The organism is Arthrobacter sp. 9AX (assembly GCF_902506095.1).
Lineage (GTDB): Bacteria > Actinomycetota > Actinomycetes > Actinomycetales > Micrococcaceae > Arthrobacter.
Genome location: NZ_LR733293.1, coordinates 154620 through 170438, shown reverse-complemented (window position 1 = coordinate 170438; position 15819 = coordinate 154620). Strand labels below are relative to the sequence as shown.

12 protein-coding genes are annotated in these 15819 nt (G+C 64.8%); all 12 read right to left on the bottom strand.

The features are described 5' to 3' along the window. Positions 1-76: 76 nt before the first annotated feature. The gene (locus BACI348_RS00855; protein WP_159823525.1) at positions 77-1009 is read right to left on the bottom strand and encodes a DUF6492 family protein; all 933 of its coding nucleotides are present in this window, start codon (positions 1007-1009) and stop codon (positions 77-79) included. Continuing rightward, on the bottom strand, positions 997-2115 hold the full coding sequence (locus BACI348_RS00850; RefSeq protein ID WP_236557324.1) for a rhamnosyltransferase WsaF family glycosyltransferase: 1119 nt from the start codon (positions 2113-2115) through the stop codon (positions 997-999). Before BACI348_RS00850 ends, BACI348_RS00855 begins: the two co-directional genes overlap by 13 nt. A 163-nt stretch (positions 2116-2278) precedes the next feature. After that, positions 2279-3388, bottom strand: a complete 1110-nt coding sequence (locus BACI348_RS00845; RefSeq protein WP_159823523.1) for a glycosyltransferase family 2 protein — start codon at positions 3386-3388, stop codon at positions 2279-2281. Continuing rightward, on the bottom strand, positions 3385-4494 hold the full coding sequence (locus tag BACI348_RS00840; protein ID WP_159823522.1) for a DegT/DnrJ/EryC1/StrS family aminotransferase: 1110 nt from the start codon (positions 4492-4494) through the stop codon (positions 3385-3387). The genes BACI348_RS00845 and BACI348_RS00840 overlap by 4 nt, the downstream gene beginning before the upstream one ends. Beyond that, the gene (locus BACI348_RS00835; protein WP_159823521.1) at positions 4491-5993 is read right to left on the bottom strand and encodes a lipopolysaccharide biosynthesis protein; all 1503 of its coding nucleotides are present in this window, start codon (positions 5991-5993) and stop codon (positions 4491-4493) included. The genes BACI348_RS00840 and BACI348_RS00835 overlap by 4 nt, the downstream gene beginning before the upstream one ends. Position 5994: 1 nt before the next feature. Then, complete coding sequence (locus tag BACI348_RS00830; RefSeq protein WP_236557323.1) at positions 5995-7179, bottom strand: glycosyltransferase family 4 protein; 1185 nt, start codon at positions 7177-7179, stop codon at positions 5995-5997. Positions 7180-7271: 92 nt separating this feature from the next. Then, complete coding sequence (locus tag BACI348_RS00825; RefSeq protein ID WP_159823520.1) at positions 7272-7931, bottom strand: acetyltransferase; 660 nt, start codon at positions 7929-7931, stop codon at positions 7272-7274. Next, the gene (locus BACI348_RS00820; RefSeq protein WP_159823519.1) at positions 7928-9094 is read right to left on the bottom strand and encodes a DegT/DnrJ/EryC1/StrS family aminotransferase; all 1167 of its coding nucleotides are present in this window, start codon (positions 9092-9094) and stop codon (positions 7928-7930) included. Before BACI348_RS00820 ends, BACI348_RS00825 begins: the two co-directional genes overlap by 4 nt. After that, the gene (locus tag BACI348_RS00815; RefSeq protein WP_159823518.1) at positions 9091-10086 is read right to left on the bottom strand and encodes an NAD-dependent epimerase/dehydratase family protein; all 996 of its coding nucleotides are present in this window, start codon (positions 10084-10086) and stop codon (positions 9091-9093) included. Before BACI348_RS00815 ends, BACI348_RS00820 begins: the two co-directional genes overlap by 4 nt. Beyond that, complete coding sequence (locus BACI348_RS00810) at positions 10083-11213, bottom strand: Gfo/Idh/MocA family protein (protein ID WP_159823517.1); 1131 nt, start codon at positions 11211-11213, stop codon at positions 10083-10085. The genes BACI348_RS00815 and BACI348_RS00810 overlap by 4 nt, the downstream gene beginning before the upstream one ends. Positions 11214-11237: 24 nt before the next feature. Then, positions 11238-12803: a sugar transferase gene (locus BACI348_RS00805; RefSeq protein ID WP_201298473.1), complete on the bottom strand. Its 1566-nt coding sequence runs from the start codon at positions 12801-12803 to the stop codon at positions 11238-11240. A 229-nt stretch (positions 12804-13032) separates the two neighbouring features. After that, on the bottom strand, positions 13033-15726 hold the full coding sequence (locus BACI348_RS00800) for a helix-turn-helix transcriptional regulator (protein ID WP_159823515.1): 2694 nt from the start codon (positions 15724-15726) through the stop codon (positions 13033-13035). Between the last annotated feature and the right edge of the window lie 93 nt (positions 15727-15819).

The window sequence follows — 15819 nt, the reverse complement described above, 5'->3', positions numbered from 1 at the left end:
AGCACCAGGGTGGCCAGCAGCAGGACGTAGAGGACAGCGGGGGGCCGCGGTTCTGCTGCGGAGTTTTGGATCTGGGTCATTGCGCGACCTGCCCTGCGACTCCTGCCACTACTGCCTGAATAATCCCCGGTGATGTCTTGGAATTGGACTGGACATGGACTGCCAGGTCGCTGGAATTGTAGGCGGCCACAAATGCGTCCGCTTCCTGTCTCCCGAGGGGTGTGGGCGACCAATAACTGTGACAAAGTGTTGACGGTTCCCGGAAGGAGCGCTGGTGCTCTGTGCCGAAATGCCTTGCATAGGTTCCATACAGAATGAATTCGCTGAAATGCAGGCGTCGAGCCACGGTGCCCGCCCATGAGGAGCGGGAAACGTCTTCGATCCGGGTCAGGCATCCTCGCACAATTGTGGGATCCCAAGTGACTATTCCGCCTATGTAGTCCGGAAAGTCTGGCGACGGTTGCCACGGGATCCCCAGAAGCTCATAGGCGGTCCTGGTCCACAGCATGTGGCGGGAAAGGTCCTCGGTGACAGCGCCGGGCTTCTCGTACAGCCTCACCGCACCGTTGCGGATGTAGGTCTCAACAGGCATCCGGCGCACAAGCACGACATCGGAATCGATAACGACCACGGCATCGCAGGACAGCCGGGTAGCGGCGGAGAGCTTGAGGATTTGTTGGAGGATCCAGCCACGCAGGGGTGGCCAGGGCCGCCGAAGGTTAACGGCGCTGCAGTTGATGGTGGGGGGAAGTCCAGGGAGCCGGCGCCGAAGTGCAGCGAGTCCGTCGGTGGCCACGAACCCGGAAGGAAGGAAGTCGGCTTCAGACCATACGTCAAGGCGCGGCGAACCGATTGCCCGGAAGGACGTGAGGTCCCGCCTGGGAACGATGACGTGGTGACGGGTCGTTTCGTCCGTAGCCTGCAGGACGGACTCGTGCAGCCTTATGAAGCTTTCAAGGTCAGGCAGGTAGGACGGCGTCAGGACAGCCATCGTATTCAGCGGATACATGCCGCTACCTCTTCTTCGATAATGGACGCTGTGGCCTTCTGTGCTGGAATCCAGTTCCTGCGCGCCCCGGCAGCGGCGCGGGTAGTCTCGGAGGCTGTCATCGGCTGTTCCACTGCGCGGGAGAGTGCCTCGGCGATGCCGCCGGGGGTCGCCGGAGCCCAGAGCAGTCCACGGGCGGACAGGTCTTTTCGGGCAAAAGCGTGGTCGTTCACAACAGGTGCCATCCCGCAGGAGAGCATCTCCTCTGCCACAAGCGAGATATTGGTGAAGGAAAGAGCGAGGCCAGCCAGGCTGCTGTTGTATAAACGGCTCAACTCGGAGGGGGAGAGCTTTCCGTGGTGGCGGTGTGGAATCTGCCAGGAGCGTACCGGGTCGCCGTAGACGTGGATGACCTGCTCTGGATGGCGCGCATGGAATTCTTCCAGCGCCAGCTTGGCAAGGAGCGTACCCCTGCGGTCAACGGTTTCCCTGGCGTAGAAGACTACGCCTTGCCTGGTACCGAGGTTCTGCAGGAGATATGTTTCGCCGTCGCAGCCAAAGGGCACCGTATCGGCAGGGACCCCGGCCGTGTGTTGAAGTGCTTCCGCAACCATGTTCCCCAGGGCGATGTTCCGGAAGCCGAAGCGGTAGCTGTCCTCGGCGAGGCTGTAAAGGCTTCCCCGCGGATAGAAGAACGGCTCATAGTCCTGTATGAAGTAGAACCGGTGCATGGCCGTCGTTGCCCCCCGGCTGGCCAGCACGTGGGCCGTATCCCACGAACTTGCAACACAGCCGTCGAAGCCCTCGATGACGTCCGGGACCGGCAAGACGTTCGCCTGCATCCAAGGCCAGTGTTGACGGATAACTGCGGAGGCCCGTGACATGTCGGAGCCATGGCGGTCGTAGAGGAGCAGCGTGCACTTGTTGCCCCGGTCTTCCATCCCCTTCACCATCCTGAAGAGGGTTGTGTGCCCGCCTGATCCCGGACCCGGTGGTGTGCAGAGCCAGGCCAGGTGGAGGGCATCCTCCGTGTTTTTACGTCCCGAGGGCAGCTCCAGACGGAGTCTGGTCGAATCGGCTATGTCCTGGCGGAGCAGCGGGAAGTCCAGTGCGGCGGTGTCGAACATGTCTGAGAGGTTCCGGACCACCCGGCGAACCGCCCTGCGGCTGACATCACGGGCCCCACGGGTACGGATTCTGCGCATTAGGTCCCACACGCCGGTGTCAGGCATCAGATCACGTCCTCGGAATCAAAGTAAGGTGCTGTAAGGGCAGTTACTGGCCGCATGGTCAGTAGACCCCGGTCCGGTGCCATCGAAGCCATTCCAGCTCCGACTTGATTCGCCCACGTACCCTGAAGGCAAACGAACTGAGCCTCAGCGGCGCGGGCAAGGATTCCAGGCGTGGTGCCTGATGGAGACGAGCCCACTGGGCGGAATGAGTGATTTCTTCGTCTGTGGCTTCTGCCAGTTCCAGCCAGATGCGGCGCCGCGCCGACTTGTCCGGCCAGCGCGCGAGTTCGCGACGGGCGTGCCCAAGGGCTTCCAAGGCCAGGGTCCGGTATGCCTGTCGCTGAAGTGCTGAGGCCGCAGGCCTGCCGGCTGCCGGACCGGAAAAAAGGACTTCAAAGGCAGCACGACGCTCACGGAAGTCCAGCAGTTCGTCAACGCATCTGGCCGAAAGGCTTTCGCTGTGATCCCGGTGCCATGCCTGATCGGCACCATGGATATAGGCAACGTCCGAGAAGGCTGCGAGCCGCAACCACAATTCCATGTCGTGGCTGTGGGCCAGGGGCGAAAGATAGCCCACCTCCTCAAGCAGCGAACGGCGCATGAGGACTTCGGGCGAGGTGATGACGTTCTTTCCTGACCGGCAGCGGTCCGTGAGCCAGAGGAGTCCAGGCCAAACAGTCCACGCTCTTGCCTGGAGCCGTGGAATGGGGAGCGGCATCTCCGGGAAGTGCAGTGGATGCCCATAGACGAGGCCCACGGATGGGAAGGACTGGGCTATCAGGGTGGCCCTGCCCAGGGAGCCCGGAGTGAGCATGTCATCCGCATCCAGCCGCACCAGGAATTCACCCGTGGCCATGCGCGCACCATCGTTGAAGGCGTCCACCGGCCCCGTGTTCGTGGAGTGGCGGACGAGTGAAACATTGCCATGCTCCCGGCTCAGAGACTCAGCCAGGGCAAGGCTGTCATCGGTGGAGGCATCGTCGACAATGATGACTTCCACGGTGACGTCCTGCTGGGATAGACAGCTTTGCACCGCTGCTCGAAGGTATCGCGCGTAGTTGTAGCAGGCTATGACCACGGACACCGACGGCGTGTATTTCCGCTCACCCGTTGGCTTTACCCGAATCCGCTTTACAACGCGTTCGCATGCCTTTTGTCCCACGCTCATCGTTCCAACACCTTCCTTAGAACCGCCGCCACCTGTTCCTGCTGTCCGATGGTGATGCCCGGGTACATCGGAAGTGACATGATTTCGCCCGCGAGCAGTTCAGCAACAGGGAACGCACCCCTTTGGTGGCGCAAATGGGCATATGCAGGCAGCAGATGGACCGGGCTGGGATAGTGGACTCCTGCTCCGATTCCAGCCGCATTGAGTTCACGCACCACGCGGTCCCGCACAGGAACGCGCACGACGTAAAGGTGGAAAACGTGCTCATTTCCTATGACCACTCGGGGCAGTCCGATCCCGTCAAGACCGCCGAGGAGCTGCTGGTAACGCGCGGCGGCTTCCCTCCGCTGACCGTTCCACTGCTCGAGGAGAGCCAGTTTGGCATTGAGGACTACGGCCTGCAGGGTATCCAGCCGAGAATTGAAGCCCACCTCAAGGTGTTCGTACCTGACGGTGCCACCGTGGTTGCGTAGTCTTCGCGCGCGGTCGGCGAAATGTTCCACGGTGCTCATTACGGCACCGGCATCGCCGTAGGCGCCCAGGTTTTTGCCGGGATAGAAGCTGGTGGCGGCAACGTGGCCTAATGCGCCTGCCCGGACTCCATTCCTCGTGGCACCCTGCGCTTGGGCCAAGTCCTCAACGATAACGACGCCGTCCGGTACTGCCGCCTGCAGGCTTTCCATGGGGGCCGTCTGCCCGTAGAGATGGACACCTATCACAGCCCGCGTCCGGGAAGTGACCCTTTGGGCGACGTCTGCCGGGTTCAGCAGGAAGTCTTCATCGCAGTCCGCGAGGACAATCCGCGCGCCCGCCCGTTCTACGGCGCCGGCGGTGGCAACAAACGTGTTTGCGGGAAGAATCACTTCGTGACCCGGTCCTACTCCAGCAGCACGGAGGGCTATCTCGATTGCGTCAGTACCGTTTCCCACGCCCATGGCGAAAGGTACTCCACAGTAGGCGGCCCAGGCTTCTTCGAATTCGTCCACCTGGGGGCCCATGATGAAGCTCGATTCTGCAATGACGCGGTCAAATCCCTCGCGTATCACGTCATTGATCTGCTTCTGCTGATGGGACAGGTCAACCAAGGGAACGTTGGTCTGAGTCATGGCATACCTCCTGAGGGTGTGGCGAGTGGATGGTCCGGATGAAGGTTCGCGCCTGTTCGATCCACTTCGTGGGGCAGTGCGGCAATGACGGTTCGGAGTCGGCGGCGAAACCACCGCACGAGGACCAAGATGTAGATGCATGTGCCGCAAGTGCCTCCCGCCAGCAGTGCGGACAAAGGGTTAGGTGCCAAGCTCATGACGCCCAGGGACACGGCGGCCGACGGGACGGCCGCCGCCAGCGGCGGCCAGAGGGCGGGCATGAGGGACTTTATGTCTGCGCCAGTCCGGTGCAGGGCCAGCGCGTAAGCGGGAGCCACGACCAGCAACCCGGTCGCCAGGTGGGCTACAGCGACCGCCGTGGTACCCGCCAGAAGCATTCCCAGGATGGCCGTCGGCAGGAGCCCCATGATCCAGGCGACCTGAACCAGCAGGGTAGCCTTTGCTGCGCCGCGTGCCAGGAGGTACGAGGCGGAAAGATCAAAGAGGGTGCGTAAGGCGCCAAAGACGCCCAGCCAGGCAAGAATGGCAGCTGCGGGAAGCCACCGGCTTCCATAGACAAGCTCGATGAGCGGCGACGACAGCAGCGCCAGCATGAGCCCGGCCAGCAGGGCGACAGCCCAGACCGGCCCAAGCACTGCCGACAGGCTCCTGTCGGAGCGACCCCCAGCCACCCTGGCAAAAGCGGGGATGGCGAGGGATCGGACTACTTGCCCGATAGCACTCATGGGCCAGTTGGAAACGTTGAAGGCGAGGAAGTAGAAGCCCAGGGCCACCGGACCCGCAAGGCGGGAGATAACCACGTTGTCGAGGTTCAGGAGTGCCCAGGAAAGGACGTTGGCGCCGGCCACCGGTATACCGAAGGCGAGCACTTCCGGCGCGACGTCCCGATTGAACCCTGGCCGCACGCGCTCACCGGAGAGAACAAACTGCAAGAACAGCGTCACGAGCTGGGCTGCGAGCCTGCCGAGCGCCAGTGACATAACGCCAAAACCGTTGGAAACGAGTAAGACGGTGAGGGCAGAGCTGATGGTGAAGTCGGCCAAAGCGATAATGAACAGTTCTTTTTGCGCGAACCGCCGTTGCAAGGCAGCATAAGGGACTATTCCAGCGCCCGCGAGCAGAAGCGAGACCGCCATCACTGCGATCACGGGCCCCGCGTCGGCACTGCCGAGCAGGTCAGCCAGGCCCTGAGCGGACAACATCAGGGTTGTGGTGAGCACGGCCCCGGCGGCAAGGCCCAAGGTGGCCACCGTAGGGGCCAGCCGGGCAGGGTCGGGAGAGCGCACCAGATCGGCCGTCATCCCCAAATCTGCCAGCGACATGAGGACAAGTTGGACGGTCAGGGCGACGGCGAAGACGCCAAACTGCTCGGGTGCCAGCAAGCGTGCCAGCACGATCCCGATGGCGAAGGTCCCCAGTTTGAGAACCAGGCTGTTGATGCTGCTCCATGCAAGGCCCCGCCGGATCTGCCCGGCGAGACCGCGTTGTGGTGTTCCCATGTCAGCTTCCGCCTGCCGGGTGCTTGGCGCGCGTATTCTCCAGCAGCTTCATGACAAGCCGGAATTTGGCGGTCTCTATCCCGGTGCGGGCAAGCGAAGTGGCGAGGGCAGTGGCCCTGGTTGGCGTCGAGAGCTGCGCATGATAGATCGAAAGAAGGCGTTCGGCCGCACTGCCAAGGCTGAAGCGGTCTTCGACCAAGGCCCTGCCGTAGGCGCCCAAAAGTTCCCGGCGAGACGGGTTCGAGACCAGGCTTGTGAGCGCCTCCTCGAGTTCGGCTTCCCCTTCGCCGGCCGCCCCGAACCATCCGCCCCGCAGGAACTGCTCTTCGGTTTCCGGGCTGGATGTCAGCCAGAATCCCGAGCGGCCCTGAACAATAAGCGGCTTGGCATGGGCCATGCCACGCAGGGCGGAACTTCCCATGCCAAGGACGATGTCTGCTGCATCGTAGATTGCCCGCGGATCCAGGACGTTGCCCAATACCCGGATTACTTCCCGGCCATGGCTGCTGTTAACGCGGCCAGCCAGTTCCCTGACCTGCGAATACCCTTCTCCGTCACCCGCAATCACAAGGGTGACGTCGCAGTGCGCCAGAAGCCTGTCTACGACGTTGATTGCCGCCAACACGCCCCCGAGCTTTCCCAAATCCGTGGTCAATCGTCCGACAATGCTGATCACGCAGGTCTTCTCGTTGACCCCAAGCTCCTGCCGTGAGGCAGCGATTCCCCTCGGTTTGTTAAAGATGGTGTCGATGGGTGGCTCCACCACGTGGATGTTTCCCCGGCGGCGGGCTTCCATGTCCGCCAGCGCGGGGGTGCCCACGATCAGGGGAAGGTGTCGCGGCAGGAAGTCCGGAACATCCATCGACAGCACCGTCATAACAACATTGGTCCCGGTGGACAGGCCAGGACCAAAGGTGGTGTTGAGGATCGCGGTCCATTCGTAGGGATGGACGAGGTCAATGCCCAACTCCCGTACGGTTGCGGTCAGCTTCCGGGTGGTTGCAGGATCGACTGCGAACCGGCTCTGCGGAGCCTCAATGTAGGGAAGGTTCAGTTCCTGCACTTTGTCCAGCAGGACACCCTTGGTTGCGAAGACAAAAACGTCATGTCCAACGTCGCGCACAGCCCCAGCCAGTTCGAGGGCATTAATCTGGCTGCCGCCCATCGCGAGTTCATGGGGGTACACCAGTATTCTCAAACGGCTGCGTACGGCTTCCGCCGCCGTTTCGGCGGCCACCCCTGGAGTGCGAAAGGCATCCCCGCCCAGCAGCCCGGCCTTCACCGCACACCCCCAAACTGGAAACTTTCCCGTTCAATTTCGTGGGCCGGAACACCAACCCAGGTCTCGCCGTCGGGCACGTTGCTCAGCACCGCGGCTCCCATGCCCACCGTCGCGTAGGCGCCCACGGAGGTCCGCTCGCGGACACTCGCGTTCATGCCAAGGTATGCCGCCCGGCCGATCCGGACTCCGCCGCCCAGGGACACCCCCGCAGCGAACGTGGCAAAGTCCGCCACGTCGTCGTCATGCGTGAAGGTCACGGAGGGCATGGCCACCACGTGGGACCCCAGGGTGACCGACGCCGTCATGGTGACGTTGCGCAGCAGGATGCTGCCCCGGCCGATCCGGCACCCCTCCGGGTAGTGCACCGACGGGTCGATGGCGGTGGCATACCGGGCCTCGTTGAGCCCCATCCCGGTGAGCCGCTCCACCACCGCCTCCCGGGACCTTCCCGAGCCGATGCAGACCAGGATCAGCGCGTGCGTGTACTTCCCGGCGTCGTCAATGGTCCCCAGCACGGGGGCGCCGTCCACGGTCACCCCCGCCATCTCCTTGTCGTCGTCCAGCAGGCCCACCACGTCGTACTGCCCGCTGGCCCGCACCATCGCCAGGACTTCCCGGGCCAGGCCGCTGGCCGCGATCAGGATCAGCTCGCTCACGAGGCCGCCCCTGTGGCGGCATCGCGGATGGTGCCGATGATCCGGCTGAGGCTTTCGTCGTCGAGTTCGTGGAAAACCGGCAGGATCAGGGTCCTGTCGTTGAGCCGTTCCGTGTGCTGCAGCAGTGATTTGCCGGTGTCCCGCCAGCGGTACGCCGGCTGGCGATGCGCAGCCATGATGCCCCGGCGGGCCGAGATGCCGGCCTCCGCCAGGCGGGCCAGCAGGCCTTCCCGAGTGGTACGGAAGCCGGGCAGGACCTCCAGCCACAACGACTGGAAGTTGCTGGTCCCGTACGGCGGGTCGGCCACCAGCCGCAACCCGCGCAGGCCGGCGAGTCCGGCAACATACCGGGCCGCAATGTCCCGACGGCGCTGCACCACCTCGGGCAGCCGCCCCAGTTGGACAAGTCCGACGGCGGCCTGCAGGTCGGTCATCCGGTAGTTGAACCCCACCTCGGTATAAACCTCGGGCGGGGCCAGCACTGATCCGTGCCGGTCCGTGGCGGATACGCTCATGGAATGCTCGCGGAGCGTCCGGGCCCGGGCTGCCCAATCGGCGCGGTTGGTGGTGAGCATGCCGCCCTCACCGGTGGTGAGGATCTTGCGCGGATGGAAGGACCACACCGCAACATCCGCTGCAGTGCCCACCGGCCGTCCCTTGTAGGTGGAGCCCACGGCACAGGCGGCGTCCTCGATGATGGTGATCTCATGCCGGTTACACAGTTCGCGGATCGGGTCCAGGTCCAGCGGCACGCCGCCCTGGTCAACCACAATCACCGCCCGGGTATCAAGGGTCAGGGCGGAATGAATGGTCTCGGCGGTCACGTTCCCCGTCGCGGGGTCAACGTCGCAGAATACGGGGCGGGCCCCCACATAGGTGACAGCGTTCGCCGTCGCAATAAACGACAGCGACGGCACCACCACGTCATCGCCCGGGCCGATCCCCGCCACCACCAGCGCCAAGTGCAGCGCAGTGGTGCAGTTGGAGGTTGCGACGGCGTGCCGCACGCCCTGCGCGGCAGCGAAGGCCGCCTCGAATTCCTTGACTTTGGGCCCCTGCGCCACCCAGCCGGAAGCAACCACTTCAGCCAGAGCCCGAGCCTCTTCTTCCCCCAGCCACGGCTTCATCACATTGATCCGGGCAAGGACCGCTTCCGCACTCATTTGGCATCGACTTTCCTGGTCGCGGCAATCTCGTCCCGCAGCGGCTTCCACCACGTGACGAGCTCGCGCAGTCCTTCTTCGAGTTCCACTTCGGCCTTGAATCCCAGGTCGCGTGCGGCCGCGGAGGTGTCCGCCAGGCGCCGGACCACTCCGTTGACCTGCCGCGCCGGCCCGTGCTCCACCGCCAGGTCCGAGCCCATAACCCGCAGCAGCGCCTCCGCCATCTCCAGCAGGCTGGTTTCCGTGCCGCTGGCAATGTTGTAGATACCGTCGGTGGTGTCACTTGCGGCGGCAAGGACATTCGCGCGCGCCGCGTCGGCCGTGTAAACAAAGTCCATCGTCTGCAGCCCGTCCCCGAAGATCAGCGGGGGCCGGCCGTCCAAGATCCGCTCCATCCAGCGCACCAGCACCTCGGTGTACAAACCGTGGACGTCCATCCGAGGGCCGTAAACGTTGAAGTACCGGAGCATGACGTAATCCAGGCCCGTCATCGCGTGGAAGCTCCGGGCCATCCCCTCGTTGAAGGACTTGGCGGCGCCGTAAAAGGTGTCATTGTTGGCGTGGTGATGGCGTTCGCCGGTGGGGAATTCTTCGGCCATGCCGTAGACGGAGGCGCTCGACGCGGCCACCAGCTTGTCCACCTTGTGACCGGCGGCCGCCTCGAGGATGTTGAACGTCCCGTCCACCATGACCTCCAGCGCCAGCCGCGGTTCCTCCGCGCACTGCGTGATCCGGATGGCGGCCTGGTGGAACACCAGGTCCTTGCCTTTGGTGAGGTCGTGGACCAGGTCGCGGTCCCCGACGTCGCCGCGTACCAGCTCCACCCGGCCACTGGCCTGCGCTCCCGCCAGGTTGTCCAGCCGTCCGCGGACCAGGTTGTCCAGTACGTCGATGCGGCCCACGCCCGCTTCCAGCAGCGCATCCACCAAGGTGGAACCGATGGTTCCCGCACCGCCCGTCACCAGGACGGTGGCCCCTTCCAGCCTGCTCACCGGACACCCTCGAGTTCGACGCCGGATGCTGCTTCCGCCGCGCCGGTACCTTCCACAGGGGAGGCTTGCCCGTCAAGACTCAGGCTCCGGCTCACCGCTTCAAGGACGGACAGGACGCGGAGGCCCGATTCACCGCCGGTCCGCGCCTCCTGGCCGTTGCGGATGCAGAAGGCCAGTTCCGCCACCACCTGCCCCAGCGCTTCCCGCTCGGGCAAGGCCGGCGACCAGGTGTCCCCGAGCCGATAGGACACAGCGTTCGATGCCTTCTCCCCGGCCGACTGCGGTTGCCGGTCCAGGCTGACGCCCCGGTCGTACACGCTGAGCCGCTGCTGCGGATTCAGGTCGTCCCACACGAGGGTCCGCAGCGAGCCGCCAATCACCATCTGCCGGATCTTGGTGGGGCTGAGCCAGTTCACGTGCACGTGGGCGGTGGCATCATTGGGGAGCCGGAAGTTCAGGTGCCCCACGCAGTCCCGCCCGGTTCCCAGCGGGTCCGCACCGAAAGCCGAGACTTCGGCCGGGTTCAGGCCGCCGGGGAGGACAAAATCCAGGATGGACAGGTCATGCGGGGCCAGATCCCAAAACACATCCACATCAGGCTGGACCAGGCCCAGGTTGATCCGGGTGGAATCCACAAACAGGATCTCTCCCAGCGAGCCCGCCTGCACCAGTTCCTGCATCTTCAGGACTGCCGGCGTGTAGCAATAGGTGTGGTCCGCCATCAGCACCAGCCCCCGTGCCTGCGCTTCGGCCACCATTTCCAGCCCGTGCGCCCGGCTGTCCGCCAGCGGCTTTTCCACCAGAACGTGTTTCCCGGCGCTCAGCGCCGTCATCACCGTCCCGTGATGGGTGCGGGCAGGGGTCGCGATGGCCACGGCATCCACGGCGAACGTGTCCAGCAGCTCGTCCAGGGATTCCACCACCGGAATGTCCCCCAGCGTGGCTGCCAGCTTGCGCGCCCGTTCGATATCCAGGTCGCAGATGGCCATTAGTTCCCAGTCGGGGCTCGCCTGCAGGTTGCGGGCCAGGTTCGGGCCCCAGTATCCGGCTCCGACGACGGCGATCTTGAGTGTGGGGGTCTGCTGCCGGTGGGTGGCGGCGTGGAAGGGATTGGGGAATGTCCTCATGTCACTTTCTTTCCCGAGCGGTTGTCAGTAGGCGCCGGACGGCCGGATAACTGCGCGGAAGGTCCGCCACAGGATCAGCAGGTCGCCGGCGATGGACCAGTTTTCGACGTAGTAGAGATCCAGCCGGACGGCTTCATCCCACGAGAGGTCGGAGCGGCCGTTGATCTGCCAGAGCCCGGTGATTCCGGGCTTGATCAGCAGCCGGCGGTGGGTGTGGCGCTCATAAGCGCTCACTTCGCGGTCCAGCGGCGGCCGCGGACCCACCATGCTCATGTGGCCCAGCACCACGTTCCAGAGCTGCGGGAGCTCGTCGAGTGAGTATTTGCGCATCCAGCGTCCGCAGCGCGTCACCCTCGGGTCGTCGCGCATCTTGAAGAGGACGCCGGCGCCCTGGTTCTGTGCGTTCAGTTCGGCCAGGCGGGCTTCGGCATCCACCACCATGGACCGGAACTTGAACATTCCGAAGACACTGCCGCCCTTGCCGATCCGGTCCTGCCGGAAGAACACGGGCCCGGGACTGTCCAGCCGGACGGTCAGGGCGAGGACCAGCAGCACCGGTGACAACACCAGGAGGGCAGTCAGTGCCGCCGCCACATCCATCACCCGCTTGAGCACATGCTTGGCACCGCTGTACTGCGGAATGTCCACATGCATCAGGGGCAGGCCCTCCACCGGCCGCCAGTGGATGCGGGGCCCGGCCACGTTGGTCAGCGTCGCTGCCAGCACCATCCCGGCGGAGCACTCCTCGAGTTTCCAGCCCAGTTCACGGATGAACCTGTTGCCCCCGGGAAGCGGTCCGGCCACAATCACCGAGTCGGCTTCCACCAGGCGGACCGTCCGCGCAATGTCGTCCGTGGAGGACAGGACCGGCACGTAGGTGTTGTCCACCCGGAGGCTGGTGCCGCGGCGCGCTCCCGGGAGGCAGACTCCGAGGATTTTGTAGACGGGACCGGATTTTTTGGCCACCTGCTGGACTACGTACCGGACGTCTTCGGGGTCACCCACCACCACGGCGCGCGAGAGGTGGCGGCCTTTCGCCTTCTCAGCCGTGAGCCGCCGTCGGAAGATCCAGCGGTTCGCCGTCAGGGACGCGAGTCCCAGCGGCAGGGACACGGTGACGAAGGCGGCGGCGCCGTGGACGGAGAAAACCACTGCGGCGATGGCCAGCAGCCCGAAGATCCGGAGGCTTGCAGAGGCAACGCGCTTGAATTCGTCGGCCCCCACGCCCAGGACCTTCGCGTCGCGGGTGCGGTAGATCTCCAGGGCAGAAGGCCACAAGAGGGCGACGGCGGCAGCGGTAGCCAGTGTGCCGCCGTCGCCGGGACCTCTGGAAAGGACCCCGATGTTGGAGAGCTGGTAACCGGCAAACACGGCCGCCAGGACCAGGAGTGAGTCGGTGGTGCGGAGGAAGTTGATGTGCCTGGCGAGCCACGAGGCTGCGGCTTTGCGTGCCGGGACAAAGGGTTCCTGTGGTGCACTGGCACGCCCTGGCGCTGAGGGCAGCAATGGTGCCGCTGTTGAAGCGCCCGTCGGCGGCAGCAGGAACCGGGTTCCTGCGGTTTCCGCCGCCGCCAACGGCGCTGTTGACATCCGCTGTGCAGCAGCAGGTGCAACGGGCCAGTCGAAGGCAGTGCCCCGGGTTCTGGCCACTGGTATTTCTGCCATGGTGTCCCCTTCCCGGCGTGTCCGCCTGTGTTCTGGCCGTGAAGCAAAATTAGCTTCGGAAATGCTGCCGTGGAGGGGAATGGAAGGGCGTTTGTGGATGCTCGGGCGGTTCAGTGTGGAAAATGCGGGTACCTGCAAAAGCCGGAAACCGGGCCTAAATGGCCGGCAGCACGTACGGCTCGCGGGCCGTGTTGTCTTTGCCGGCCGCAAGTGCCGTGAGCTGGGCCCGCGACTCCACACCGAGCTTGCGGTAGATCGCGGTGAGGCGTACTTCGACGGTCCGGACGGACACGTAGAGCGTGGCCGCGATCTCCTTGTTTCGCATGCCCCGGGCCACCATCTGTGCCAGCGACCTTTCATGGTCGGCGAGCATCAGCATGGCGGGGTTGCCCTTGGGCCGTGCCGGTTCCACCCGTTCATCCAGCAGCAGCGAGTCGACGTGCTGGGTCCAGGCATCCGCTCCGGCCTCGTCGAACATGACCTTGGCGCGGAGCATCGCATCGCGGGCCTCCCGCACCCGGCCGAACGCACCGAGTCGCTCCGCGTAGCAGAGCAGCGTGCGGGCCCGTTCCAGCACGGAGTCATGGCCGTTCCGGGTCTCGAGCGCCTGGCAGAAAAGCTGAAGTGACTGGTCTCCGTCGGCAAGCATGGCCCGGCTCCGGGCTGCAACTGCCATCAGCCAGGGTGACCGGAGCCCCACGGAGCGGGTTTCCAACCGGTAGAGGGCCTGGGTGGCTTCGCGGTGGCGGCCCAGCCGCACGAGGACTTCCACGAGGTCTGCCTCGCACCGGAGCAGCGCGGGGTTGCCGAATTCCAGGCCCAGCTCTGCCGCCCTGGAGAGTTGGGCCAGCGACTCGGCGAGGTTGCCGCGCATCAGTTCAAAGTGGCCCTGGATGGCGGCGAGCTGCGCGGTGATGGATGGGTGGCTTTCCGCCCCGGAGAAGTGCTGGGCGTCCGCTGCATAGGCCCGTGCCAAGGCGTCATCACCGAGGGCATGTGCCCGCCACACCCGGAAGACGTACCGCATCCCGCGGTGGTACTTCAGTTCCGGTTCGTGGAGTTCCAGGTCTTCGATGAGCTTCACTGCAGTGCGGACGTTCCCGGCCCGGATCTCGTTGTCCACGGTGAGGAAGACCGCGGTTTCACGCCAGTTGATGTGGCTGGGCTCTGCGGAGTTCTGCACCATGGCGAACGCCTCCTGGGCGAGGCCGTAATGTTCGGCGTAGCTCAGCGCACGGCCATGGACCAGGAGTCCGGCCACCCAGTTGTTCCCCGACTGCTCGTTCTTCCGCTTGAGGTTTTCGGAGTTTCCGCCGATCGCTTCGATCAGCAGCCTGGCCCTGTCCCCCACGGCAAGGCATTCAGCGGAGGCCGAGCCCTGGAACTCCGCCGCGTAGCGGAGAAGTGCGGCGGCATCCTTCAGCTCCCAGCGCTCGGCGAAGTACAGCGCACCGACGGCCAGCAGCTTGGCCGAGTACGCCGGGTCATGCTGGCCGAATTCCTTCACCAGGCGCAGCACCATGCTGGACCGCACCGCAGCCCCCTGGATGAACTCGATTTCAAAGGACAAGCCGGTCAGCCGGAGAATCAGCGCAGGATTGCGCGTCACCCGCCGGGCCCAATCCAGGTAGCGCCGGGCGTAGATGAACTCGCCGCGGTTGAGCAGCAGCTCCGCAACAGTGGTCAGGCGCGCGGCCGTTTCCGCCTCCCACGGATTGATGGTCAGGGCACGCTCGATGTACTCGACGGCGAAGGCCACTTCCCCCGCCCTGATGAGCTCAACCGCGAACCGGAGGAGGCCAAACGGCGTCTGCCGCTCCAGCGCCGTGAAGCTCAGGTGCCACCGGCGGGCGTATAAGTCCGAGTCCTTGGCCGCCTCGGCCAGGGCACGGTGGCTGGCGGTACGCACGGTAGGGGTCATGGCGGTGAAGACGTAGCCGCGGAGCAGCTGGTTCCTGATCCCCAGGTAGGGGCCCGACCTGCTGACCAGGCCCGTGGCCAGGAGTTCATCCACACCACTCCACACGTCACCGTGGATCTTCTCAAGGGTGGTGATGTCGCTCCGGAAAGAGAGGGCCAGCAGGTCAAGGGCCTGCCGCGCCGCGGGCGTCAGCCCTCCCAGGGCAGCAGCGAATTCGGCTTCAAAGCTGCCTTTGGACGGCAGCGGGACCGGGAGGGCGTACTTCCCTTCGGCCTGGCGTTCCAGCAGGGCGGTGTAGAGTTCGACGGCGGCAAGCGGGTTCCCATGCGACGCTGCGGCCACTGCGTGGACTGCCGCTGCCGCGGCCTGGCGCGCGGGGATCGCCTCCAGCACCCGGACAGTGTCGTTGTAGCCCAGTGCACCCAGCTGGAGGACCGGAAGGCTCGAGAAAGGGCTGTCCGCGGTATCTTCCCGAAGGCTGGCGAACACGGCGAGGTCCGTGCCGGCCAGGCGCCGGGCCAGGAAGCCGATGACGGACTGGCTGCTCGGGTCCAGCTGATCGGCGTCGTCGATCACCACAATGGTGCGGGACGATGCCCGCTGATGCAGCCCGTTGAGCAGCATGGTGGAAACGGCGGCCACATCCAGGGCGCCGGAAGCAGCGTGGAGCAGTTCATCGCCGATCCGGTTGAGGACCGGATCGTCCATGCCGTTCAGGAGGGCGGTCAGCCCGGACAGGGGCCAATCGGACTCCGCGACGCTGGCACGCACGAACACCGTCCGGTAGTCCGACAGCCGGGGGATTTCGCTGAGCAGCGCCGACTTTCCCATGCCGCGTGAACCCATGACGGCGAGGGCTGCTTCCTTGGGACCCCTGATCACGGACAGGATCCGGTCAAGTTCCTTGCTTCTGCCTACTAACGACATGAGGTCCCCATCCATCGAAGAAGGAGACCACTTTCTTGAAATATCGGTTTCAGCATTTGTTGCACTGCACCAACCGGCCATATGGCATGACCG

Excerpts from the sequence above, each read along its gene's own strand:
- BACI348_RS00855 (WP_159823525.1), bottom strand. The coding sequence starts at position 1,009 with ATGTATCCGCTGAATACGATGGCTGTCCTGACGCCGTCCTACCTGCCT.
- BACI348_RS00850 (WP_236557324.1), bottom strand. The coding sequence starts at position 2,115 with ATGTTCGACACCGCCGCACTGGACTTCCCGCTGCTCCGCCAGGACATA.
- BACI348_RS00845 (WP_159823523.1), bottom strand. The coding sequence starts at position 3,388 with ATGAGCGTGGGACAAAAGGCATGCGAACGCGTTGTAAAGCGGATTCGG.
- BACI348_RS00840 (WP_159823522.1), bottom strand. The coding sequence starts at position 4,494 with ATGACTCAGACCAACGTTCCCTTGGTTGACCTGTCCCATCAGCAGAAG.
- BACI348_RS00835 (WP_159823521.1), bottom strand. The coding sequence starts at position 5,993 with ATGGGAACACCACAACGCGGTCTCGCCGGGCAGATCCGGCGGGGCCTT.
- BACI348_RS00820 (WP_159823519.1), bottom strand. The coding sequence starts at position 9,094 with ATGAGTGCGGAAGCGGTCCTTGCCCGGATCAATGTGATGAAGCCGTGG.
- BACI348_RS00810 (WP_159823517.1), bottom strand. The coding sequence starts at position 11,213 with ATGAGGACATTCCCCAATCCCTTCCACGCCGCCACCCACCGGCAGCAG.
- BACI348_RS00805 (WP_201298473.1), bottom strand. The coding sequence starts at position 12,803 with ATGTCAACAGCGCCGTTGGCGGCGGCGGAAACCGCAGGAACCCGGTTC.
- BACI348_RS00800 (WP_159823515.1), bottom strand. The coding sequence starts at position 15,726 with ATGTCGTTAGTAGGCAGAAGCAAGGAACTTGACCGGATCCTGTCCGTG.